17 protein-coding genes are annotated in these 23,482 nt (G+C 73.2%); 12 read left to right on the top strand and 5 right to left on the bottom strand.

What is annotated here, in order from left to right:
* Positions 1-26: 26 nt before the first annotated feature.
* A complete protein-coding gene (locus F4692_RS07420; protein WP_308645196.1) occupies positions 27-1,163 on the top strand; it encodes a lipid II:glycine glycyltransferase FemX in 1,137 nt (378 codons plus the stop codon).
* Positions 1,164-1,170: 7 nt separating this feature from the next.
* The gene (locus F4692_RS07415; protein WP_179618913.1) at positions 1,171-2,250 is read left to right on the top strand and encodes an alanine racemase; all 1,080 of its coding nucleotides are present in this window, start codon (positions 1,171-1,173) and stop codon (positions 2,248-2,250) included.
* Here the strand turns inward: F4692_RS07415 and F4692_RS07410 are convergent.
* Complete coding sequence (locus tag F4692_RS07410) at positions 2,161-3,423, bottom strand: hypothetical protein (protein WP_179618912.1); 1,263 nt, start codon at positions 3,421-3,423, stop codon at positions 2,161-2,163. The two genes, F4692_RS07415 and F4692_RS07410, sit on opposite strands and share 90 nt — an antisense overlap.
* Positions 3,424-3,431: 8 nt before the next feature.
* On the bottom strand, positions 3,432-5,771 hold the full coding sequence (locus tag F4692_RS07405; RefSeq protein ID WP_179618911.1) for a transglycosylase domain-containing protein: 2,340 nt from the start codon (positions 5,769-5,771) through the stop codon (positions 3,432-3,434).
* Positions 5,772-5,843: 72 nt separating this feature from the next.
* On the opposite strand from F4692_RS07405, the gene F4692_RS07400 reads away from it, so the two are divergent.
* The 4 genes from F4692_RS07400 to F4692_RS07385 all read left to right on the top strand — a co-directional run bounded on the left by F4692_RS07400 (position 5,844) and on the right by F4692_RS07385 (position 10,426).
* Positions 5,844-6,434, top strand: coding sequence for a PadR family transcriptional regulator (locus F4692_RS07400; protein ID WP_179618910.1), 591 nt, complete (start codon positions 5,844-5,846; stop codon positions 6,432-6,434).
* Between the two features lie 13 nt (positions 6,435-6,447).
* A complete protein-coding gene (locus tag F4692_RS07395; RefSeq protein ID WP_179618909.1) occupies positions 6,448-7,530 on the top strand; it encodes an inositol-3-phosphate synthase in 1,083 nt (360 codons plus the stop codon).
* Positions 7,531-7,709: 179 nt separating this feature from the next.
* The gene (locus F4692_RS07390; RefSeq protein WP_179618908.1) at positions 7,710-9,398 is read left to right on the top strand and encodes a YncE family protein; all 1,689 of its coding nucleotides are present in this window, start codon (positions 7,710-7,712) and stop codon (positions 9,396-9,398) included.
* The gene (locus F4692_RS07385; RefSeq protein ID WP_179618907.1) at positions 9,395-10,426 is read left to right on the top strand and encodes a hypothetical protein; all 1,032 of its coding nucleotides are present in this window, start codon (positions 9,395-9,397) and stop codon (positions 10,424-10,426) included. Before F4692_RS07390 ends, F4692_RS07385 begins: the two co-directional genes overlap by 4 nt.
* A gap of 6 nt (positions 10,427-10,432) precedes the next feature.
* On the opposite strand, the gene F4692_RS07380 is transcribed toward F4692_RS07385, so the two are convergent.
* The gene (locus F4692_RS07380; protein WP_179618906.1) at positions 10,433-11,881 is read right to left on the bottom strand and encodes a CCA tRNA nucleotidyltransferase; all 1,449 of its coding nucleotides are present in this window, start codon (positions 11,879-11,881) and stop codon (positions 10,433-10,435) included.
* A gap of 53 nt (positions 11,882-11,934) precedes the next feature.
* Between F4692_RS07380 and F4692_RS07375 the strand changes: the two genes are divergently transcribed.
* The 6 genes from F4692_RS07375 (at position 11,935) to trxB (ending at position 20,353) form a co-directional block, all read left to right on the top strand.
* Positions 11,935-14,145, top strand: a complete 2,211-nt coding sequence (locus F4692_RS07375) for a DUF6049 family protein (RefSeq protein ID WP_179618905.1) — start codon at positions 11,935-11,937, stop codon at positions 14,143-14,145.
* A complete protein-coding gene (murJ, locus tag F4692_RS07370) occupies positions 14,142-15,779 on the top strand; it encodes a murein biosynthesis integral membrane protein MurJ (RefSeq protein WP_179618904.1) in 1,638 nt (545 codons plus the stop codon). The genes F4692_RS07375 and murJ overlap by 4 nt, the downstream gene beginning before the upstream one ends.
* 67 nt (positions 15,780-15,846) lie before the next feature.
* Positions 15,847-17,796 carry a protein kinase family protein gene (locus F4692_RS07365; RefSeq protein WP_179618903.1) on the top strand — a complete coding sequence of 650 codons (1,950 nt, stop codon included), beginning with the start codon at positions 15,847-15,849 and terminating at the stop codon, positions 17,794-17,796.
* Positions 17,793-18,461, top strand: coding sequence for an RNA polymerase sigma factor SigM (sigM, locus tag F4692_RS07360; RefSeq protein ID WP_179618902.1), 669 nt, complete (start codon positions 17,793-17,795; stop codon positions 18,459-18,461). Before F4692_RS07365 ends, sigM begins: the two co-directional genes overlap by 4 nt.
* Positions 18,462-18,535: 74 nt before the next feature.
* Entirely contained in the window at positions 18,536-19,240 is a 705-nt protein-coding gene (locus F4692_RS07355; protein WP_179618901.1) for a hypothetical protein, read from the top strand.
* Positions 19,241-19,339: 99 nt separating this feature from the next.
* Entirely contained in the window at positions 19,340-20,353 is a 1,014-nt protein-coding gene (gene trxB, locus F4692_RS07350) for a thioredoxin-disulfide reductase (protein ID WP_179618900.1), read from the top strand.
* A 23-nt stretch (positions 20,354-20,376) separates the two neighbouring features.
* Here the strand turns inward: trxB and F4692_RS21755 are convergent, their stop codons facing one another.
* Both F4692_RS21755 and F4692_RS07340 read right to left on the bottom strand, forming a co-directional pair.
* A complete protein-coding gene (locus tag F4692_RS21755; RefSeq protein WP_179618899.1) occupies positions 20,377-21,012 on the bottom strand; it encodes a helix-turn-helix transcriptional regulator in 636 nt (211 codons plus the stop codon).
* Positions 21,013-21,046: 34 nt separating this feature from the next.
* A complete protein-coding gene (locus F4692_RS07340; protein WP_179618898.1) occupies positions 21,047-23,275 on the bottom strand; it encodes a sensor histidine kinase in 2,229 nt (742 codons plus the stop codon).
* Positions 23,276-23,482 lie beyond the last annotated feature (207 nt).

The following is a 23,482-nucleotide window of genomic DNA, read 5'->3' as shown; positions in this document are numbered from 1 at the left end:
GTCTGGTCCCTTGTAGCCTCGTGCGGGTGACGACATCCCCGACGCTGCGCCCGATCTCCGCGCAGGAGCACCGCGACTTCATCGCCGGTCGGTCGTCCGCGAGCTTCCTCCAGACGCCCGCCTGGGCGGCCGTGAAGTCGGAGTGGAGGGCCGAGTCGATCGGGTGGTTCCGCGACGGCGCGCAGGTCGGCGCCGGTCTCGTGCTCTACCGCCAGCTGCCCCGCGTCAAGCGCTACCTCGCCTACCTCCCCGAGGGACCCGTGATCGACTGGTCCGGGGACGACCTCGAGGCGTGGCTGGCGCCGATGGTGGCCCACCTGCGCAGGCAGGGTGCGTTCGCCGTACGGATGGGACCGCCGGTCGTGACGCGCCGGTGGTCGGCCGAGCAGGTCAAGGCCGGCATCGCCGACGACTCCGTGCACCGGCTGGGCGACGTGCCTCCCCTGGAGCGGTCCCGCGAGGGCGCCCGCGTCGTCGCGCAGCTGCACGAGCTGGGCTGGCAGCAGCAGTCGGCGGAGGGCGGCTTCTCCGCCGGCCAGCCGCAGTTCAACTTCCAGGTCCCGCTGGTCGACGCCGACGGTGCACCCCGCTCCGAGGACGACGTGCTGAAGGGGATGAACCAGCTCTGGCGGCGCAACATCAAGAAGGCCGACAAGGCCGGGGTCGAGGTAGCCCTCGGCGAGCGCGCCGACCTCAAGGCGTTCCACGACCTCTACGTGCACACGGCGGAGCGCGACCACTTCACCCCGCGGCCGCTGTCCTACTTCCAGACGATGCACGACGCGCTGGCGGCCGAGGACCCCGACCGGATCCAGCTCTGGCTGGCCCGCCACGAGGGTGACCTGGTCGCCGCCACGATCGCGATCCGGGTCGGGACCCACGCCTGGTACTCCTACGGCGCGTCGTCCACCGAGAAGCGCGACGTCCGCGGCTCCAACGCCGTCCAGTGGGCGATGATCCGCCACGCCATCGCCGCGGGCGCCCACGTCTACGACCTGCGCGGCATCACCGAGACCCTCGACGCCGACGACCCCCACGTCGGGCTGATCCAGTTCAAGGTCGGCACCGGCGGCCAGGCCGTCGAGCACGCCGGCGAGTGGGACCTGCCCGTCAACCGCGCCATCTACAAGGCGTTCCAGGTCTACCTGTCGAGGCGTGGGTGATCGGACGATGAGTCTGACGTTGACGGTCGACGGCGAGCGCTGGCGCTCGCACCTGCTCCGGACCGCACGGGCCCACCCCGGCATCGTCCCCGTGGTGAAGGGCAACGGCTACGGCCTGTCCGTCGGTCGGCTCGCGCGCCGCTGCCAGTGGCTGGCCGACCACGCCGACGAGACCGGGGCGCCGCTGGACCTGCTCTCCGTCGGGACGTACGACGAGGTGGGCGAGGTCGCCACCCGCTACGACGGGGAGGTGCTGGTGCTCACCCCGTGGCGGCCGTTCGGTGCCGCCCTCGACCTCGACGCCCGGGCCGCGAAGCGCGTCGTGCACACCGTCAGCCGCCCCGAGGACCTCACGGCGCTGCGCGAGCGCGACCCCGACGCCCGGTTCGTCCTTGAGCAGCTCACCTCCATGCTCCGCCACGGCATGTCGCGGCGCGACCTCGCGGCCGCGGCCGAGGCGCTCGGCACGGGCCGCAGCGGTCTGCGTGGCGTGGCGATGCACCTGCCGCTCAACACCACCTCGCACCTCGGCGAGGTCACCCGCCTGATCAACGACGTCGTCGCGTCGGGCCTGCCGACCCGCACCGTGTTCGTCTCCCACCTGACCTCCTCCGAGCTGGCCCGGCTCGCCACGACCTACCCGGACTTCACCGTGCGACCCAGGATCGGTACCGACCTCTGGCTCGGCGACCGCGCCGCACTGCGCGTCACCGCGACCGTCCTCGACGTCCACGAGGTGGAGCGGGGCGACACCTTCGGCTACCGGGGCCGCAGCGCCCCCAAGCACGGGCACATCGTCGTGGTCAGCGGCGGCACGGCGCACGGGATCGGGCTCGAGGCGCCCACGGGCGACCAGTCGCTCAAGGCGCGGGCCGCGACGCTGGCGCGTGGCGGCCTCGACGCCGTCGGCTTCGTCCGCTCGCCCTTCTCGATCGACGGCAAGCAGCGGCTCTTCGCCGAGCCGCCCCACATGCAGGCGTCGATGCTGTTCGTGCCGTCAGGCGCGCGCGTCCCGCGCGTCGGCGAGGACATCGAGGTCCGCGTCCGCTTCACCGCCACCGACTTCGACCGGGTCGTCGTCACCTGAGCCGACCGCCGGCGCGGGCTCCGCGTCGCGCAGGACCGCGACGACCAGCCAGACCAGGCCCGCCACCCGCAGCAGGATCGCCAGCCAGTAGGCCCGGCCGTCGTCGGTCACCGTGGGCAGCAGGGCCTGGCCGACGTACCACCCGGTGATCACCGAGCTCAGCAGCGTCAGGCCCTGCCACACGAGCAGGTCCCGCCAGCGGCGTACGGCGATGGCCGCGAGCGGCAGCACCAGCAGCGCCTGCTCGGGCGGCGCGGCGGGCGCGACCACCAGGGCGGCCGCCAGCACGACCAGCCCGGCTCGTGCGGTCGTCATCGCGCTGACCACCACCGTGCGCCGGACCAGCCACCACACCGCGACGGCCGCCAGAGCAAGCACGACGACCTGGACGGCCGTGCGGGTCCGGGCGGACCCGTCGACACCGACCGGGTCCAGGAACAGCCAGATCGACCCGAGGTCGGGGGTCTCCCCCCGGGCGCGCCCGGGCAGGGTGACGACGACGTACGCCGCCGCCGCCGCGAGCACCGCGTCGACGCGGTCACGCAGCCTGCCGCCGACCGCGATCACGCCGAGGAGGGCGACGGCGACCGGGAGCGCGAACGCGGCGCCGACGCCTGCCGCGGCGCCGGCCGCCCAGCCACGACCGGACGTCCAGGCCCAGAGCACCACGGCGACCGCGACGGCCGGCACGAGGTCCCACGACAGCCAGTGGACCAGCAGCACCGGACCGAACGCCCACCCCGCAGCCGCCCAGGGGCGGCGGGGGTCAACGCGCACGAGCAGGGCTGTCGCGAGGAGCGCCAGCGCCGCGAGCACCACGGCCAGCGCGGCGGTCGTGGCGACGGTGCCGTCGCCGGGGAGCGCCGCCGCGGCCCGCTCGAGCCAGGTCGCGACGTGGGGCGGGCGGCCGGCGTCGATCGGTGCTCCGGCGAGGTCGGTCCAGCAGAGCTGGGCGAACGGCTGGTCGGGCTTGCTCCACCCCGACGGCACGCACGCCGACTTGCTCGCCATCCCCGCGGCCAGCACGAGCGACGTGGCACCGACCAGCACGCGCGCCGGCCCCCACCAGCGGTGCCCGCCGGCGTGGTCACCGAGCGGGCCGCCGACGACCTCCGACATGGTCGCGGCGACCGGGTCCGTGCGCGTGGGCGCCTCCACGGGCCGGCGGTCCACGACGACCCTCAGGGCCTGGAGTCGGGATGGTGGTGGCGCAGCTGCTGCCGCGGCGTGGGCGTCGGCACCGTCTCGGTGGGCGTCGGCGTCGGGGTCGGCGTGGGGGTCGGGACCGGCGTCGGGGTCGGCGTGGGGGTCGGGACCGGCGTCGGGGTCGGCGTGGGAGTCGGGACCGGCGTCGGCTCCTCCGTCGGCGTCGGCTCCTCGGTCGGCTCCTCGGGCGGACCCGCGGTCTCGGTCGGCGTCGCAGGCTTGGTCGGCTGCGGCGGCGGGGGCGGCGGCGGGGTGTACTCGTGGCCGTCCTCGGGTGCGTCGCCGTCGAGGTAGACCGGCTCCGGGAAGTCCTCGACCTCCTTGCCCTCCATCACGCGCTGCATGATCGAGGTCCAGGTCTTGGCCGGGTAGTTGCCGCCGAAGTAGCCGGACCGGCCGTCCGAGCTGGTCGGGAGCCAGAGGTCGGCCCCGTCGGGACGGAGCACGTCGAGTCCTTCGCGACCCTTGCCGCGGACGTACATCACCGCGGTCGAGACCTGCGGGGTGAAGCCGACGAACCACGAGGACGACACGTCACCGTCGTCGTTGGTGGCGGTGCCGGTCTTGCCGGCCGCGGGCCGGGAGAGCGCCAGCGCCTCGGAGCCCGATCCCGACTGCACGACCTGCTGGAGGGCGTAGGTGACGTCGGAGGCGATGTCGGTGTCGATCGTCTGCTTGCTGCGCTCCTTGGCCTCGTAGAGGACCTCGCCGTCCTTGTCGACGACCTTCTGCACGACGTGGACGTCGTTGCGGGTGCCGCCGTTGGCGAGCGTGGCGTAGGCGTTGGCCATGTTGATCGGGCTGACCTGCGCCGTGCCGAGGGTGACGCCGACGTTCTCCTGGAAGTCGATGGACTTGCGGGGGATGCCCCACCGCTCGGTCTCGTTGCCGGGGATGCCCATGTCCTCGGCGGCCTGGATGACCTTCTGGGGGCCGGAGGACATGGAGTCGACCATGTCGACGAACGCGGTGTTCACGGAGTTCTCGGTGGCGGTGAGTATCGAGACGGCCGAGCCGTAGCTCTCGTCGCCCTGGTTCTCGAACTCGGTGCCGGCGATGTCGATCGGGCTGTTGCCGTCGAAGGTGTCGTTGAGCGAGAAGCCGTCACGGATCGCGGCGACGTCGGTGGCGGCCTTCATCGTCGAGCCGGCCATGCCGCCGGACACGGCCCAGTTGATCTGCGACTGCAGGTAGTCCTGGCCGCCGTAGAAGCCGAGGAGCTCGCCGGTCTGGGTGTCGACGGTGGCGGCGCCGATGTGGAGGTCCTTGTTGCCGGGCGGTCCGGGCATGCCCGCGTCGGGACGCTGCTCCTCGACCGCTTCCTCGACGTCGGACATGACCGTCGGGTCGAACGTCGTGGTGATGCGGAGGCCACCGCCGTCCACCTCGTCCTCGCTGGCGATGCCCCGGGCGAGGATCTCCTGCTTGACCAGGGCGAGCATGTGGCCCTTCTGGCCGCCGAACTGGCTCTGTGCCGCGATCTTGGGGAACTTCGGGAGCTTCTTGAGGGCCTTGTCGCGGTCGGCCGTGGTGATGGTGCCCATCTCGGCCATGCTGTCGAGGACGTACTCGTAGCGACCCTTCAGGTCCTCCTTGGCCTCCTCGCCGTTGGCCGGGTCGTACTTCGACGGGTTGTTGAGCACCGTGGCCAGCACGGCCGACTCGCGGAGGTTGAGGTCCTCGGCGTCGTGGTCGAAGTAGGCCTGCGAGGCCGCCTGCACGCCGTAGGCACCGCGACCGAAGTAGATGGTGTTGAGGTAGCCCTCGAGCACCTCTTCCTTGCTGAGCTTCTGCTGGATCTTGAGCGAGACGATCGCTTCCTTGATCTTGCGCTTGTAGCTCTGCTCGCTGGTCAGGTAGAGGATCTTGACGTACTGCTGGGTGATCGTCGACGCACCCTGGCGGGCGTTGCCGCGGGCGTTGGAGAAGAGGGCGCGCAGGATGCCCTTGGGGTCGATGCCCTTGTCGGTCCAGAAGGTCTGGTTCTCCGCAGCGACGACGGCGTCCTGCAGCGTCTCGGGCATCTCGCCCAGCGGGATCGACTCGCGGTTCTGCTCGTCGTAGTAGGTGCCGAGCTGCTGCTTGCCGTCGCGGTAGTAGACGAAGGTGGTCTGTGCCTCGAAGGCCGTGTTGGCGTTCGGGATGCTGATGGCCTGGTAGAGGACCACCACGACACCGCCGAGGACGAGGGCGCCGACGACGGCGAAGATCGCGAGGAACTTCGCGATCCGGCCCGCTCGCTGCTTCCCCGTACGCCGCGGCTTGGGCCGCCGGGTCTGGGCCTTCCCGTCGGCCCGTCGCTTCTTCGCACTCACCGGACAAGCGTACGGGTGGGGGTGCGGCATCCCTGATTCGTCGCCTGCGGATATATCGGTACGATAGGTCACATGGCGCGTCGCGGTGACACCATCGAGCTGGCAGTCCTCGGACTGCTGCACGAGTCACCCATGCACGGCTACGAGCTGCGCAAGCGCCTCAACCTCATGCTCGGCTGGGGCCGCGTGCTGTCCTACGGCTCGCTCTACCCCGCGCTGAAGAAGATGCTGCGCGCCAACCTCATCACCGAGGTCGCCACGACCACGACGTCCACGAGCCGGCGCCCGCGCATCGTCTACGAGGTCACCGCGGCCGGCAACGAGGAGTTTCAGCGCCTCATGTCCGAGGTCGGCCCCACGGCGTGGGAGGACGACAACTTCGACATCCGGTTCGCGTTCTTCTCCTCCACCGACATGGAGATCCGGCTGCGCGTCCTCGAGGGACGTCGCTCCCGGCTGCAGGAGCGGCTGGCCCGTGTCCAGGACGAGCTCGCCCGCACGCAGGCCGAGGTCGACCGCTACGCCGGCGAGCTCCAGCGCCACGGCGTGGAATCCGTCGAGCGCGAGGTGCGTTGGCTCTCCGACCTCATCCGCGCGGAGCGCGGCGACCCCAAGACCCCCCAAGAACCACTGCACAGATCAAGCACAGACCCCCAGAGATGAGAAGGAGAGCCCCATGGGTTCGGTACGAGTAGGGATCGTGGGAGTGGGCAACTGCGCCACCTCCCTCGTCCAGGGCGTGGAGTACTACAAGGACGCGGACCCCGCCGGGACCGTCCCCGGGCTCATGCACGTCGCGTTCGGCGACTACCACGTCGGTGACGTGCAGTTCGTGGCTGCCTTCGACGTCGACGACAAGAAGGTCGGCAAGGACCTGTCGGAGGCGATCAACGCCTCGCAGAACAACACCATCAAGATCGCCGACGTCCCCACCCTCGGTGTCGAGGTCCAGCGCGGCCCGACCCTGGACGGCCTCGGCAAGTACTACCGCCAGACCATCGAGGAGTCGGCGGCCGAGCCGGTCGACGTCGTGCAGGCGCTCAAGGACGCCGAGGTGGACGTCCTCGTGTGCTACCTCCCCGTGGGCTCCGAGGAGGCCGCGAAGTTCTACGCCCAGTGCGCGATCGACGCCGGCGCGGGCTTCGTCAACGCCCTCCCCGTCTTCATCGCCTCCGACCCGGCGTGGGCCAAGAAGTTCGAGGACGCCGGCGTCCCGATCGTCGGCGACGACATCAAGAGCCAGGTCGGCGCGACCATCACCCACCGCGTGATGGCCAAGCTGTTCGAGGACCGCGGCGTGGCGCTGGACCGCACCTACCAGCTCAACGTCGGCGGCAACATGGACTTCAAGAACATGCTCGAGCGCGAGCGCCTGGAGTCCAAGAAGGTCTCCAAGACGCAGGCCGTGACGTCCAACCTCAAGGGCGAGCTCGCCGACAAGGTCAGCGACCGCAACGTCCACATCGGCCCGTCCGACTACGTCGAGTGGCTCGACGACCGCAAGTGGGCCTACGTCCGCCTCGAGGGTCGCGCCTTCGGCGACGTCCCGCTCAACCTCGAGTACAAGCTCGAGGTCTGGGACTCCCCCAACTCGGCCGGCATCATCATCGACGCCGTCCGCGCCGCGAAGATCGCGATGGACCGTGGCGTCGGCGGGCCGATCATCCCGGCCTCGACCTACCTGATGAAGTCCCCGCCGGTGCAGATGCCGGACGACCTCGGCCGCGCCGAGCTCGAGAAGTTCATCGCCGGCGAGTGACCTGAGGTCGCTCCCGCACCGGCTGCGACGCCGGGTCGGCTGCCGTACCCGCCCCCGTGACACGGGGTCGAGCACGTGCCGACCCGGCGTTCGTCGTCCTCCGGGGGTTTGGACCGCGCCGATCCGTGGCACGTTCACCGGGTCGGTCGACGCCGGCACGAGGACGAGAGGGGGCGGCCATGGGAGTGGGCACCGGGCCGGAGGCCCTGCACGCGGAGATGACGTCCGGGAGCTCCTCGACGATCCGCTCGCTGCGCGAGGACGTCCGTGACTCCATGACGCGGGTCCGCGACAGCATCGAGCTGATCCGCTACGCCCAGGACCGGCCGGACTGGGACAGCGACGACGCGCGCCGGACGTACAACATGCGTGCCTGGGCCACCCGGGCGTCGGCCGAGGTGTGCTTCAACCGCCTCAACCGCGCGGCGATCGCGCTCGAGATGGCCGCCGACGGCTACGACCGCATGGAGAAGCAGGCGGACGAGCAGGTCCGCGAGTACCGCGCGGCGAAGAAGCACGCCACCGACGCGCTCACGATGTTCGTCGTGATGTTCACCGCGACCAACAACCTGCTCGTCGTCCGCACGACCTACTTCGAGACGCTGGAGCAGGCGCGCGACTTCCTCCACACCGACCCGTTCAGCACCGACGAGGAGGACTGGCTCGAGCTCGGCCTGGTGAAGTCCATGCTGCGCGACCTGGAGCACGGCACGATGCCGGGCCCGGTCATCCCCGACACCCTGGCCACCGGGCAGGACGACCGCGCCTGGACCCCGCAGGGACTGGGCTACGACCCCGCGACGGGCAACCTCCTGCAGACCGGCTACGAGGCGGTCACCAACGCGGACGGCACGACGTCCTACCTCGCGACCCTGAGCATCATCGACCCCGACACGGGCGAGACGCTCAACACCGTCGAGCTCGGCGGTGGTCGCGGTGCACCGCCCGACCACGCCGGCGGCGTCTTCGTGCACGACGGCACCGTGTGGGTCGCCTCGAGCTCGGACCCGACGCAGGTCGTCCCCTACTCCCTGTCCGACCTGTCGGGCGCATCGCCGACGGACACGGTGCACCCGAGCGGCCCCCCGACCACCGTGGCCGCGAGTGCCGCCACGACCGTCAGCGGCGACACGATGTACGTCGCCTCGCACGACAAGTCGGGCGAGGGCGTCCTGTACACCTACACGTGGGACCCCGCGTCGAAGGAGTGGACGGACGAGCAGGGGCCCTTCCCGGCACCCACGCAGGTCCAGGGCATCGCCGTGCGCGGCAACGAGATCGTCTTCAGCACCTCGCGCGGCCGGGACAACGGCAGCACGCTGCAGAGCTACAACCTGGGCGACGTGACCGGGGGCGGCAGCCTGCCCGACCCGCTCCGCACCGTCGAGCTGCCCACCATGTCCGAGGGTGCCGTGATGACGCCCGACGGGATCCTGACCACCTACGAGTCGGGGTCCTCGGCCTACTCCGATCCCGACGGCAAGGACCCCGACGACCTCTGGGCGTCGATGTTCATGACCATCACCCCCTACGACGAGCTCGGCCTCGCCGGGCAGGTGCAGGTCGTCCCGGCGACGCTCCAGGCGGCCAGCGGCTGGTTCGCCGAGGCGGAGGCCGGTCTCGACCAGGCAGAGAAGCGGGTGGCCCGGCTCAACCTCCCGACGGCGAGCCTCGGCACCGTCCCCGGCGCCGCGGGCCTGGTCAGCCAGGTCGACACCCACCTCGACACGACCGCCACGTGGATCGGCGAGTCCCGCATCTCCTCCGACGTGACCGCGACCGGACTGATCGCGGCCGCCAACGACTACGAGGACGCCGACTCGCGCAGCGACGGCCTCTTCGGCTTCCTGCAACGATTCGTGTCATGACCCTCCTGCGCCGATCGTCGATGGCCGTGGTCGGTCTCGCGTGCGCCGTCGTCGTCACCGGGTGCTCCGACGCCGGCAGCACGACGAGCGGCGACGCGTCGTGGCCGAGCACCGGGTCCCCGGTCGACGCCGACGGCCTCGTGTGGGCCTCCGGCGGCGAGGTCCACCTGCCCGACGGCTCGACCATCGACACCGGCGACCTCACCGGGAGCTACGTCGTGGCCGGGCCGGGTGTCTGGTTCGCCGCCGCCGAGCCTGGGGAGCTCGAGCAGAACAGGCTCCCCGAGCTCCGGCTGGCCACCCCCGACGGGATCGAGGACACGGGCGCCCACCCGGGGATCGGCAGCCTGACCGCGACCACCGACGGGCGCTGGCTCGCCTTCATCGACCGGCTCGACGAGGGGGCCGGGTCCGCCGAGGCCGTCGTCGTCGACCTGACCACCGGCGAGGAGGTCGTCCGCAGCGACGAGGGCCTGGTCCCCGACGACTCCCCGGGCGACGAGGACTGGACCGACCTCTACGAGGACGCCCCCGTGTCCGTGTTCGGTGTCGTCGACGGCACGGCGTACGTCGGGGGGCTGGGCGACGTGATCGCCCACGACCTGTCCTCGGGCGAGGTCGAGACCCTCGACCTGTCGGGCACCGACCTTGTCGAGCAGGACTGGTACCGCGCGCTGAACCCCGAGCCCCCGCTGTGGAACGCCGACCGTTCCTGGAGCATCCTCGAGCAGCCGTTCTCCGCGCCGGTGAGCAGGCTCCGGCCGGCCGACGGCGCGGCCGTGACCACCACCGTCCCGGGCGGCACCGCCCGGGAGTGGCTGGTCGGGGGCTGGCTCGACGACGACACGGCTGTCGCCCTCACGCCGACCCCGGACGGCGCCGACGTCTCGTGGACCATGCCCGCGCTGCTGACGTGCGAGGTGCCGAGCGGTGAGTGCACGACGGTGGAGGGCACCGAGGGCGGGGTCAACCTGCCGGCGGACCGCCCGTTCGGCGTGCCGCGTGAGGACTCCATCCGGCCCGGCTGAGGGTCGTCAGGCCCGGCCGGCCCACCACGCGCGGAGGGCTGCCTCGGCGTCCTCCGCCGACTTCGGCCCCTCGTCCATGCGCAGCTCCAGCAGGAACGCGTAGGCCTGGCCGACCTCGCGGCCCGGCCCGATCCCCAGGACGTCCATGATCTGGTTGCCGTCGAGGTCGGGCCGGATCGCGGCGAGCTCCTCCTCCTGCGACAGTCGCGCGATGCGCTCCTCCAGGGAGTCGTACGTCCGGCGCAGGCGGTCGGCCTTGCGCTGGTTGCGCGTGGTGCAGTCGGCCCGGGTGAGGATGTGCAGCCGCTCGAGCTGGTCGCCGGCGTCGCGGACGTAGCGACGTACGGCGCTGTCGGTCCACTCCCCGGACCCGTAGCCGTGGAACCGCAGGTGCAGCTCGACCAGCCGCGAGACGGCGTCGATGTCGTGGTTGGAGAAGCGCAGCGCCTGCATCCGCTTGCGGGTCAGCTTGGCGCCCACGACGTCGTGGTGGTGGAAGGTCACGACGCCGCCGTCCTCGAAGCGTCGCGTCCGTGGCTTGCCGACGTCGTGCATGAGCGCGGCGAAGCGGGACACGAAGTCGGGCCCGCCGCCGAGCCGGTGCTCGAGGTCGATGGACTGCTCCAGCACGGTGAGGGTGTGCTCGTAGACGTCCTTGTGGCGATGGTGCTCGTCGCGCTCGAGCGCCAGCGCCGGGAGCTCGGGCAGGACGTGGTCGGCCAGTCCCGTCTCGACGAGGAGGCTCAGGCCCAGGCGGGGGTGCGGGGCGCAGACGAGCTTGACGAGCTCGTCGCGCACGCGCTCGGCCGAGATGATCTCGATCCGGCCCGCCATCGCGGTCATCGCCTCCACGACCTCCGGGGCGACCGAGAAGCCGAGCTGGGCGGCGAACCGCGCCGCCCGCATCATCCGCAGCGGGTCGTCGGAGAAGGAGTCCTCGGGGGTGCCCGGCGTGCGGAGCACGCGCTCGGCGAGGTCGACGATGCCACCGAAGGGGTCCACGAACTCCCGGCCCGGCACGCGCACGGCCATCGAGTTGACGCTGAAGTCGCGGCGGCCCAGGTCCCCCTCGAGGGAGTCGCCGAAGTCGACCTCGGGCTTGCGCGACGACGGGTCGTAGGACTCCGAGCGGTAGGTCGTGATCTCGACCTGCCACGCGCCCTTGCGGCACCCGATCGTGCCGAAGTCGCGACCCATGTCCCACACGGCGTCCGCCCAGCCGGACACGAGGCGCTCGGTGACGTCGGGACGCGCGGAGGTGGTGAAGTCGAGGTCGTTCTGGAGGCGACCGATCATCGCGTCGCGCACGGGGCCGCCCACGAGGGCCAGCTCCTCGCCCGCGTCGGCGAAGCGTGCGCCGAGCTCGTCGATCACCGATCCGATCCGCGTGAGCTCCGAGGCGACCCGGCGCTGGATCTCGACGATCGTGAGGGGCTGCAGGGCGACGTCGGACACGACAGGCCAGTCTACGTGCCGCCCGGGTGGGGCCGAACATCTAACATCGGTGCGTGCCCCGCCCCTCGTCGTTCCGTGCTGCCCTGGCGGGGCTCCTGACCCTCGGCTGCGCGGGCATCGGGCTGGTAGCGCCGGCCGGAGCGGCGGCGCCCGCGAAGGACACCGACCCCCTGGTCGTCCACATCGACGCGATGAGTCCCGAGCTGCCGCGCCGCGGCGACGTCGAGATCAGCGGCACCGTGACCAACGTCAGCGACGAGACCTACACCCGGATCAACGTGCACGCGTTCTCCTCCGCCACCCCGATCCTGGACGCCGCGAACCTCGCCACCTCCGCGATCAGCGACCCCTCGCAGTTCGTCGGCGAGCGGGTGACCGAGCCGGGCACGTTCGCCACGATCGACCAGCTCGCCCCGGGCGAGTCGGCCGCGTTCTACGACTCCGTCCCCGTCGAGCTGCTCGACGCCGTCGGCGACCAGGGCGTCTACTGGATCGGCGTGCACGCCCTCGGTGACAGCCCCACGACGCCGCGCGACGACGTCGCCGACGGGCGCGCCCGCACCTTCATCCCGATGCGGCCGACCCGGGGTGCCAGCCAGGAGGCCTCGGTCATCCTCTCCATCCGCAACCCCGTCTGGTACGCCGAGGACGGCTCGGTCGGGGGGACCGAGCGGTGGGCCCGTCGACTCGCCGAGGGCGGCAGCCTCGACGGCGTCCTCGACATGGCCGAGTCGGCCGGCACGACGCCGTACAGCTGGCTCGTCGACCCCGCGGTGCTCCACGCGATCGCCCGGCTGGCCAACGGCAACCTCCCCCGCAGCATCGCCCCCGACCCCGACGTCCCCGGGCAGGAGCCCACCCCGACCGAGGAGCCGACCGAGAGCACGCCGTCGCCCGAGGACACCGGCGACACGCTGACCCCGGCCCAGCCGGAGGCCACCGACGAGCCGACCCCCGAGGAGGCCGAGCTCGCCGCCGCCGCTGCGGCGTGGCTGGAGCGGTTCCGCCTCCTGGTGGGTGCCACCCCCGTGCTGACGCTGCCCTACGGCGACCTCGACGTGTCCGCGGCGATGCGCAACGACCGGACCCGCTTCGAGCAGGCCGTCACGCGGGGCGCGGAGATCATGGCGCTGCTCACCCTGCCCTCGCAGCCCACCGTCGCCCCGAGCAGCGGCCTGCTCAGCCCCGAGGCGATCGAGGCGCTGCCCAGCGAGACCACGATCCTGCTCGGCGACATCGCGTTCGCCGTGCCGCCGACCACGCCGGGGTCGGTGGTCCGGCTGCTGGGGCACGACGTGGTCGTGACCAGCACGGGCGCTGAGGCCGGCGGGCCCGGACCGACCGCGGCCAACGACCCGCTCGCCCTGCGCCAGCGGTTGCTGAGCGAGGCCGCCCTGCGCACGATGTCGGGCAACACGGCCCCGCTCGTGGTGACGCTCCCGACGGTGTGGCGCGGCGAGGACGCGGCGACGTTCTTCACCGACCTCGACCGGTCGTGGCTCGACGTGGTCCCGCTCGGCGACGTCGCGTCCCGCACCCCCAAGGGCCTCCCCGCCTCGCAGGTCGCCTACAGCGACGACGACGTCTCCGCGGAGCTCGCGGGCGCCAGCTTCGCCGCCGCGAACGGCGCGAGCGAGTCCGCGACCCTGCTCGAGCAGGTCCTCACCCTGCAGACGCGCATCGAGGCGTACGTCCGCGACGAGGTCCTCGTCACGCTGTCCGAGCACCACCGCTCCCGCCAGGCGCAGGCGCGCGCCGCCGCGGGGCGCGTGGACGACGCGTTGCGCGCCGACCTCGACCGCATCCGCGTCGAGGCGCCGCGCGCGGTCACGCTCTCCAGTGACTCGGGACGTCTGGGCGCGACGCTGGTCAACGGGCTGGACCAGCCCGTCACCGTGCAGCTGCAGGTCCAGACCGACGGCGACCTGACGCTCACCGGTGACGGGGTGCGCGCGCTCGGCCCCCGCGCACGGACGGTCGTGCGCTACAAGGCGACCGCGGGCAGCGCGGGCGTGCACGAGGTCCGCTTCGTGGTGGCGAGCGTGGACGGTGTCCCGCTCGGCGCCGCGGACCGGCTCCCGATCCGCGCGGCGCGCGTGAGCGCCCTGATCTGGATCGCGATGGCCGTCGGTGCCCTCGTGCTCTTCGGGATGATCGGCTACCGGCTCCCGGGCCAGATCCGCGCCCGGCGGGCCGAGCTGGCGGCCGCCGACCCGGCCGCCGCGCCGGCCGACCCGGCGACGCCGGTCCCCGAGGCCCGATGAGCGACCAGCGGATCCTGGCGTCCTCGGCCGTGATGGCCGCCGGCACCATCTTCTCCCGCGCGTCCGGCTTCATCCGCAGCGCGCTGCTCGTCGCGGCACTCGGCTACGCGCTGCGCGGCGACCTGTTCACCATTGCCAACACGCTGCCCAACATGGTCTACATCCTGCTGGCGGGGGGCATCTTCAACGCGGTGCTCGTCCCCCAGCTGGTGCGGCGGATCAAGGACGACCCCGACGGCGGGGACGCCTACGCCAGCCGGGTCATCACCCTGTCGGCGCTCTTCCTCGGCGCGGTGACCGCGATCCTCGTGGCGGGCGCACCGTGGCTGCTGCGGCTCTACCTCGACGGCCGCTACCTCGAGCCGGACCGGGTCGCGCACCTCGAGTCGATCGTCGACCTCACCCGCTGGTGCCTGCCGCAGGTGTTCTTCTACGGGATGTACGTGCTGGTCGGGCAGGTGCTCAACGCGCGCGGCCGCTTCGGGCCGATGATGTGGGCGCCGATCGCCAACAACGCCCTGTCCGTGGCCATGCTCGTCGCATACCTCCTCGTCTGGGGCCCGGTCGGCGACGGCCCAGGGAAGTACGCCCCGCTCGACACCGGCCAGGAGGTCCTGCTCGGCCTCGGGTCGACGCTCGGCATCGTCGCGCAGTGCCTGGTGCTGCTGCCCTACCTCCGCGCGTCCGGCTTCACCTACCGCCCGCGCTTCGACTTCCGCGACCCCGAGCTCCGCAAGACGCTGTCCCTCGGCGTGTGGACCGTCCTGTTCGTGGTGGCGACGCAGGCGGCGTACTTCGTGGTCGTCAAGCTCGCCTCGGGTGGCGCCGCCGACGGCGGCGACGGCACCGGCTACACCATCTACTCCAGCAGCCTGCTGATCATGATGGTGCCGCACTCGATCGTCACCGTGTCGCTGGCGACGGCGATCCTGCCGCGGTTGTCGACCTACGCCCACGAGGGGCGGCTCGACGAGCTCGGCACCACCGTGGGCTCGACGCTGCGCACCGCGCTGGCCCTCGTGCTGCCCTTCGCCGTCCTGCTGCCGGTCGTGGCCGACGACGTCGCCGCGGTGGCCTTCGGCTGGGGCGACCGGGACGCCGCGGCCGCCTTCGCGCCGACGCTCGCGGTCTTCGGGCCGGCGCTCGTGTTCTTCACCGTCCACTACTTCATGCTGCGCGGCTTCTACGCCATGGAGATGACCCGGCTGGTGTTCTTCATCCAGCTCGCGGTCTCCCTCACCAACATCGTCGTGGCGACCGTGCTCGTGCCGTCGCGGCCCCCGGAGGAGACCGCGCCGATGCTGGTCGTGGCCTACCTCGCGTCGTACGCCGTGGGTGCCGTCGCGAGCTTCGTCCTGCTCCAGCGCCAGGTGGGCGGGCTCCAGGCACGAGCGCTGGTGCGCTTCCTCGTCCGGATGGCGCTGGTGCTGGCCGCGGCGGGCGCGGCGGCCTGGCTCGTGGAGCTCGCGCTGTCCGGGCTGGGCGACCGGCCCGGCCCGGTGCTGGGCCTGCTGCGCGGCGGCCTGAGCGGGGGCGTCGGGCTGCTGGTCGTCCTGCTCGGGGCCCGGCTCCTGCACGTGCGCGAGGTGACCGCGCTGGTCGACACCGTGACGGCCCGGCTGCGCCGCCGCTGATTGCCGGCCGGGACTGCCTAGAGTGGCCGCAAGCAGGTATCGCGCCGGGTCGAGCGGAGGAACGGGGGTGAGCGCGGTGACGACGTGGATGCAGGCCGGTGACGTGCTCGCCGAGCGCTACCGCCTCGACGACCTGCTCGCCGAGGCGGGCAACGGGCGCTTCTGGCGCGCGCACGACCTCGTGCTGCACCGGCCCGTCGCCGTGCACATCCTCGCCGCGGACGACGAGCGCTCGGGCCCCGTCATCGAGGCGGCCCGCCGCGCCGGACCGGTCATCAACCGGCGCCTGCTGCGGGTGCTCGACGCCGAGGTCGTCGACGGTCGCTGCTTCGTCGTCAACGAGTGGGGACAGGGCGACTCCCTCGACATCCTGCTCACCCGGGAGGGCCCCCTGCCCCCGCGCCGGGCGGCGTGGCTGGTGGCGGAGGTCGCCGACGCGATCGCCGAGGCGCACGACGCCGGGCTGGCGCACGGCTGCCTGACCCCGGAGAACGTGCTCATCGACCAGCACGGCCAGGTGCGCCTGATCGGGTTCGGCGTCGAGGCCGCCCTGCGCGGGCTGCCGCCGGGGCGGGTCAACGTCGACGAGGTCGACCTCGCCGGGCTGCTCTACTGCGCGCTCACCGGCAAGTGGGCCGGGGTGTCGCAGTCGGCGCTGCCGCCCGCTCCCGAGGTCCACGGCGAGGTGCTGCGCCCCCGGCGCGTCCGCGCCGGCATCCCGCGCGCGCTCGACGCGTACTGCGACCGCGTCCTCAATCCGGGCGACGTCGAGGGCGCCGCGCACCCGTCCGCCCACGAGACCCGGGACCTGCTCCACGACTACGTCGGCGAGATGACCGGGACCCACGTCCCGGTGCCGGTCAACCGGGGAGCGGTGCCGCCCGGCCCCGACGTCCCGGCCGCGGAGCCCGAGCCGCAGGTGACCACCGACTTCCGCGCCGAGGAGCCGCCACCGGAGCCCGCGCCCCCGCCGGTGGTCGAGCCGCCACCGGAGCCCGCGCCGGTGGTCGAGCCCGCGAACGAGGCCGGCCCCGAGACCGTCGTGCAGCCGGCGCCTCCCACCGCCAGCACCGACCTGCCGACGCAGGCCGGGATGCCGGTGTTCCACGACGACGACGAGGTCGACTGGCTGCGGGCCCGCGCCGACAAGCCCGCGCCCCCGCCCCCGCTGAGCGACCCGACGCCGAAGCCGCTGTTCGCGCCGGACCCGCCGGACGGCCAGCCCGTACGACGGCCGCGGGCCGGCAGCAAGGCCGCCCAGGGCAACCCCGACTACTGGCCCTGGGACTCCTCGCAGGACGGCTCGCGCGACTCCGGCGTGCGTCCGCCCGGTCGCGACACCGGCTCGTGGGGCTCGGGCCAGTGGACGGAGGACCGCTGGGGCACCGGCGAGGGCTTCGAGGACACCGACGACCAGGTGCCGGGACGCAGCTGGATCCGCCTCGCGATGATCGTCGGCCTCTGCCTGCTCGTCGGCGTCGCTGCCGTCGCGGCCTACCAGCTCGGGCGTCCCGCGATCACCGAGTCGGACGACGAGCCCACGACGAGCGCCTCGCCGTCCGCCGCCGCGCCGACGCCGTTCGAGGGCCTGGTGGCCGACGACTTCGACCCGCAGGGCACCGACGGCGGCCAGGAGAACCCGGACGCGGTGGCCAACGTCCTCGACGGCGACCCCGCGACCTCGTGGAGCACCTCGACCTACCTGCAGAACTTCGGTCCCGGCGGGCTCAAGACCGGCGTCGGCCTGGTCGTCGACCTCGGCGCCGTGAAGGGCGTGCGCCGGGTGGTCGTGTCGACGCAGGGCGGCGAGACCTCGCTCGCGGCCTACGTCACCACCGACGCGCCGACCGCCATCGCGGGGTTGACCCCCGTCGCCACGCAGTCCGGCACCGGCGACCTCACCATCGACCTCGACGAGGCCGTGTCCGGGCGCTACGTCACCATCTGGCTGACGCTGCTGCCGCCCGTGGACGGCGGCTTCCGCGGCACGATCACCGAGGTGCAGGTGCTCGGATGACCACCCCGCCGACCGACGACAGGTCCGACCTGGACCTGCTGCGCGCCCACGTCGACGGCGACGCCGACGCCTTCGGCGTCCTCTTCGCCCGGCACCGCGACCGGCTCTGGGCCGTCGCGCTGCGCACGATGGGCAACCCCGAGGACGCCGCCGACGGGCTCCAGGACGGCATGATCGCCGCCTTCCGCCGGGCGGGCTCCTTCCGCGGCGACGCCGCCGTCACGACCTGGCTGCACCGGGTCGTCGTCAACGCCTGCCTCGACCGGCTCCGGGCAGCGAAGATCCGGCGCTTCGACGCGCTGCCCGACGACGTCGAGGACCGTGGCACGGTCGTCGCGACCGCCGTCCACGACGACGAGCCCGACGCGGCCGCGGAGGACGCCGAGCGGCGCCGGCGCGTGCTGGCCGCGCTCGCGACCCTCCCGGCCGAGCAACGGGCGGCCCTGGTGCTCGTGGACATGGAGGGCTACCCCGTGGCCGAGGTCGCCGAGATGCTCGGCTGCGCCGAGGGCACGGTGAAGTCGCGCTGCTCGCGCGGGCGTACGAAGCTCGCCGCGCTGCTCGCCGACCTGCACCAGCCCGACGGTGACCCGCCTCACGGGAACCCGCCGCCCGACGGCCCCGTCCAACCGACCGTGCGCCCTCGTGGGCCGCCCGTGTCCTGAGCCCCGAGCCCTGCCCAGCCCTGCCCCACCCGCCGCTGTCCCACCCGCCGCTGCCTCGGAGGAGGTGACCACCGATGACCGACCCGTCCGACCTGACGCCCGAGCAGGAGGCCGTACGACGCCTGCTCGCCGACGCGCGCCACGACGGGCCGCCGCCGCCGGAGGTCGTCAGCCGCCTCAACGAGACCCTGGCCGCCCTGGTCGCCGAGCGCGCGGAGTCCGGCGACGCCGGCAGCGCACCCGTGGTCGACCTGGGGGCCCGACGCCGCCGGCTCACGGGGATGGGCGTGCTCGCTGCGGCCGCGGTGGTCGTGGCCGGCGTCGCCCTGGGCCAGGCCCTCCCGCGCGGGGCGAACGACTCCGCCGACAGTGGCGGTGCGTCGCAGGCCGAGTCGGCACCGTCCCCCGAGGCCTCCGACGACGCGGGGGCGGGGATCGAGGACCCGAGCGCCATGTCGTCGGAGCTCACGCCCGAGGCCAAGCGGGGGCTCACCGACGCCCCCGAGCTGGCGCCCGCCGACGACGACACCCTCGACGCCCAGCTCCTGCGCCTGCGTGCCGCGGCCCGGCCGCGCTCGCAGGACTCCGCCGAGGCGAGCATCCTCGGCGACTGCCTCATGCCGGGCCTCGGGCCCGGCCGGCGGGCGTACGCCACCCTCGACGACGTGCCGGTGGTGGTGGTCTACGGGCGACCGAGCGGCGACGAGCAGCGCGTGGCGGTCTACGCGTGCGGCGCGGGCGACGAGCCGCTGCGCGAGACGGTGCTGCCCGCGCCCTGAGCCGGGCCCGCCCGCGTGGAACAACGGTCGCCTACGATCGGTTGAGACCGGCGTACACCACGTCCGTCCCCAGATCCCACCAGGAGTCACTGACCGCTCATGAGCACCAGCACCGAGACGCGCAACGTCATCATCATCGGCTCCGGCCCCTCCGGCTACACCGCAGCCGTCTACGCCGCTCGCGCCTCGCTCAACCCCCTGGTCTTCGAGGGATCGGTCACCGCCGGCGGTGCGTTGATGAACACCACCGAGGTGGAGAACTTCCCCGGCTTCCGCGACGGCATCATGGGCCCGGCGCTGATGGACGAGATGCGCGCCCAGGCCGAGCGCTTCGGCGCCGAGCTGGTCTCCGACGACGTCGTCGAGGTGGACCTCACCGGCGACGTCAAGGTCGTGAGGACGGCCACCGACACCTACACCGCGCGCTCGGTGATCCTCGCGACGGGCTCGGGCTACCGCAAGCTCGGCCTGCCCCGTGAGGACGAGCTGTCGGGCCGCGGCGTCTCCTGGTGCGCGACCTGCGACGGGTTCTTCTTCCGCGAGCAGGCCATCGCCGTCATCGGCGGCGGCGACTCCGCCGTGGAGGAGGCCACCTTCCTCACCCGCTTCGCCTCCAAGGTCTACCTCGTCCACCGCCGCGGCGAGCTGCGCGCCTCGAAGATCATGCAGGAGCGCGCCTTCGCCGACCCCAAGCTTGAGATGGTCTGGAACTCCGAGGTGGCCGCGATCAACGGCGCCGACAAGCTCGAGTCGATCGACCTGCGCGACACGGTCACCGGCGAGGAGCGCCAGCTCGACGTCACCGGCCTGTTCATCGCTATCGGCCACGACCCCCGCTCGGAGCTGCTGACCGGCCAGGTCGACCTCGACGACGACGGCTACGTGCTCGTCGACCACCCGTCGACCAAGACCAACCTGCCGGGCGTCTTCGCCGCCGGCGACCTGGTGGACCACCACTACCGACAGGCCATCACGGCCGCCGGCACCGGCTGCCAGGCCGCGCTCGACGCCGAGCGCTTCATCGCCGCGCTCGACCACGAGGCGTCCACCGCCGGCGACGCCGCCGCCACCGTGGAGGCCATCGAGGAGCAGGTGGAGACCGCGCGGGCCTGACCGGAGCCGGTCGGGTCCCCGTCTCAGATCCAGCCGTCCCGGCCCGCCTCGCGGATGAGGCTGCCGGTGTTGGTCACGTCGCGCGCGACGTCGACGTACTTCGCGCGGACCGACTTGAGGTGCGCGCGCACGGTCTCCTCGGCGACCCCGAGGCGTGAGCCGACCTGGCGCTGGGTGAGGCCGTCGCGCAGGTTGTCGAGCACCTCGACCTCGCGGGCGGTCAGGCGCGGCATCACGTCCGGGTCGCTGACCAGGGCCTCCGCCAGCACGCTGCTGCAGACGAACTCGCCCGCCAGCGCGCGGCGTACGACGTCGAGCAGCGCCTCGGTGCCGTCGTTCTTCAGCACGACGCCGTGCACCCCCAGGGCGAGCGCGCGGCGCAGCGGGACCGGCTTCTCCTCGGCCGTGTGCAGCACGACCACACCGGCCCAGCCGGTGAGGGCCGGGACGTGCTCGAGCACGAGCTCGTCGTCGCGTCCGAGGTAGAGGTCCAGCACGAGGGCGTCCGGCCCCGGCGACGTGAGGTCGACCTGCTCGACCGCTGCATAGGACCCCGCCATCACGAGGTCGTCGGCGTGCCGGCCCACGGCCGCCGCGACGCCGTCGCGGACGACCTCCTGGTTGTCGAGGACGGCGACGGAGGCTCGGTCGGTGCTCACAGGGAAGGGATACCCCTCTCGGACGGTCATGTCTCTACCCCGATCCGGGGAGGTCGTCGACGAGCAGGACGGCGCGGTAGGGGTCGACGTCGGCGCGCAGGGCGGACCCGGCTCCAGCCCGTGCGGCGTCGATGGCCGGTGCGTCCGGTGCGGGGACGATCGAGATCCGCACCCGGCGGTCGTCCGCCGCGGGGGGCGTGACGATGATCCGGCGGCCGGGGGACGCGGGCAGCAGCGCGCGCAGCACCCGGCCGAGGGCGCGCTCGTGGGCGCCCGGGTGCAGGCCGGCGCGCAGCTCGACGACCCCGCCCTCGGACCGGAACCGGGCCACGTCGTCGCGCAGGGCGTCGTCGAAGAACCCCGGGGCGTAGAGGTCGTCGCGTGCGGCGACGGCGAGGAGCCGCGCGTGGGCGACCGTGTCGGGCGCGTCCGGCGTGCGCTCGCCGCGGGCGATCTCGTCGAGCCACGGCAGCACCTCGTCGCGCACGTGGGTGAAGTAGAGGTCGGTCATGGTGGCCCGCCATGCATCCGCGGCCCGGCGCTGGTCGAGCGCGCGCTCCAGGCGCCGCAGGTCCCGCAACGACCTGCCCTGGCGGCGGATCAGCGTGCCCAGCACGAGCGAGGGCACGGGGCAGGTGATGACGGCGTTGAGCGACCCCCACGGGAACAGCCCGCCGGTCAGCTCGGGACGCACCTGCGGGGCGAGGAGGACGAGCAGCACGTGGACGAGCAGCACCGGGAGGCCGATGGGGAGGGGCAGGGAGAGCAGCAGGACGACGAGGGGCACCGCGCTCATGCCGATCGACCACGACCGGAAGTCGAGCATCGCCCCCGCCGGCAGCAGGGCCAGGCCGAGGACCTGCACGACGACGGTCGCCAGCGCCACGAGGGTGACCCACGCGGGCCCGGGGCCCCCGCGCTCGATGCGCCGCACGATGGCCGCCGTGACCGCCAGCCAGCCGACGGCGACCACGACGGACGTCCACGTCTCCGGGTGCCGGACGACGTTGTTGACCACGACGACGGACCAGGCGAGGCCGAGCGGGAGCGCGACCGTGCGGGCGAGGCCGCGGACGGGTCCCAGGCCGTTGGTGGTGAGGCCGTAGGCGTGGTGCAGGGCACCCCCGGGGTCGCGGGGGATCGCCAGGACCAGCGCGGCACCACCGCCGGGGCGCTCGAGGAGCGCGGAGCGGCCCCCGGCCTGCGCGAGCGGCCGCTCCACCGACTCCCGCAGCCCGAACCCCTTGCGAGGCGCCGGGCCGGGGCCGACACCGCGGTCCAGGACCTCGACGCGCACCTCGTTGCGGTCGGCGGCCAGCCGTACCGTGACCGCGTCGACGTGGCCGTGCCGCACGGCGTTGCGCACGCCCTCGGCTGCGGCGCGCACCAGGACGGAGCGGTGCTCCTCCCCCAGCACCGGCAGGCGCTGGGGCCGACCGGCGACGTCGAGGTCGACCGGCACGGGTGACTGCGCGCGCAGCGCCTCGACCAGTCCGGCGTACGACTCCGGCAGCCCCGGGTCGGGGTCGGCCGCCCCGGCACCCGCCGGGTCCTCGCCCCCGTCGTGGTCGTCCGAGGAGATGACGCCTCGGATCGCCTCGACCGTGGTGCGGCACTGCTGGCGTACGCGCTCGGGCGGTGCGGTGGAGTCCGACAGGAGGTGCAGCGTCCCGAGGACGTCGTCGTGGAGGATCCGCCGGCTCATCGTCCGTGCGGCCAGCTCGGCCTCGGCGCGGGTGAGGTCGCGCTCGCGCTCACGGTTGGAGGCGGCGACCCGCTCGGTCTCGATGGCGCTGGCCTGCATGGCGTTGACGAACCCGATCGCCGCGGCCGCGGTCCCGACGACCAGGACCATCGCGTCGAGCGACAGGCCGGCCTGCGGGAGGTCGAGTAGAAGCACGGTCGCGGCGTGCACCGCTCCGAGCACCGCGACGAGCGCGAGCGCGCGGGTCATCGGCTGCAGCCGGGCCGCCATCACCCCTATCGCGGACAGCAGCATCCCCACGGTGCTGTCGTTGGCCACGGGGAACGTGCCCAGCGCGGGGGTGGCGAGCACGAAGGTGACGACCAGCAGGACGAGCTGGCCCGTCCGCTCACCGCGCAGCAGGACCAGGACGGCCACGACTCCCAGGACGACCGAGATGCTCACCCGCTGCGCGACCGTGGGGTCGGACCACGCCAGGCGGCCCACCAGCGGCAGCGCGGTGAAGACGCCGAGGCTGGCGTACAGGCAGGCGAGCGCACCGACGATGCTGCGGTACATGCGGTACGCCCCGCCGGCCGACGGCGAGGGTGCCGGGGGCGGCGCCGACGCGCCCGTCCACCACCGCCCACGCACGAGGACCCCCCTGTTCAGCTGTCCGGTGGCACCGAGCCTAGTTGCTCCCCCTTTCCGGGGACCGACAGCGGCTGCCGGGCCGTCATAGGTTGTCAGGGCCCGACGCACGGGACCGCGGTACGGGGGTTCGCG

It is taken from the genome of Nocardioides cavernae (assembly GCF_013410035.1).
Lineage (GTDB): Bacteria > Actinomycetota > Actinomycetes > Propionibacteriales > Nocardioidaceae > Nocardioides > Nocardioides cavernae_A.
This window is presented reverse-complemented; position numbering and strand designations above follow the sequence as displayed.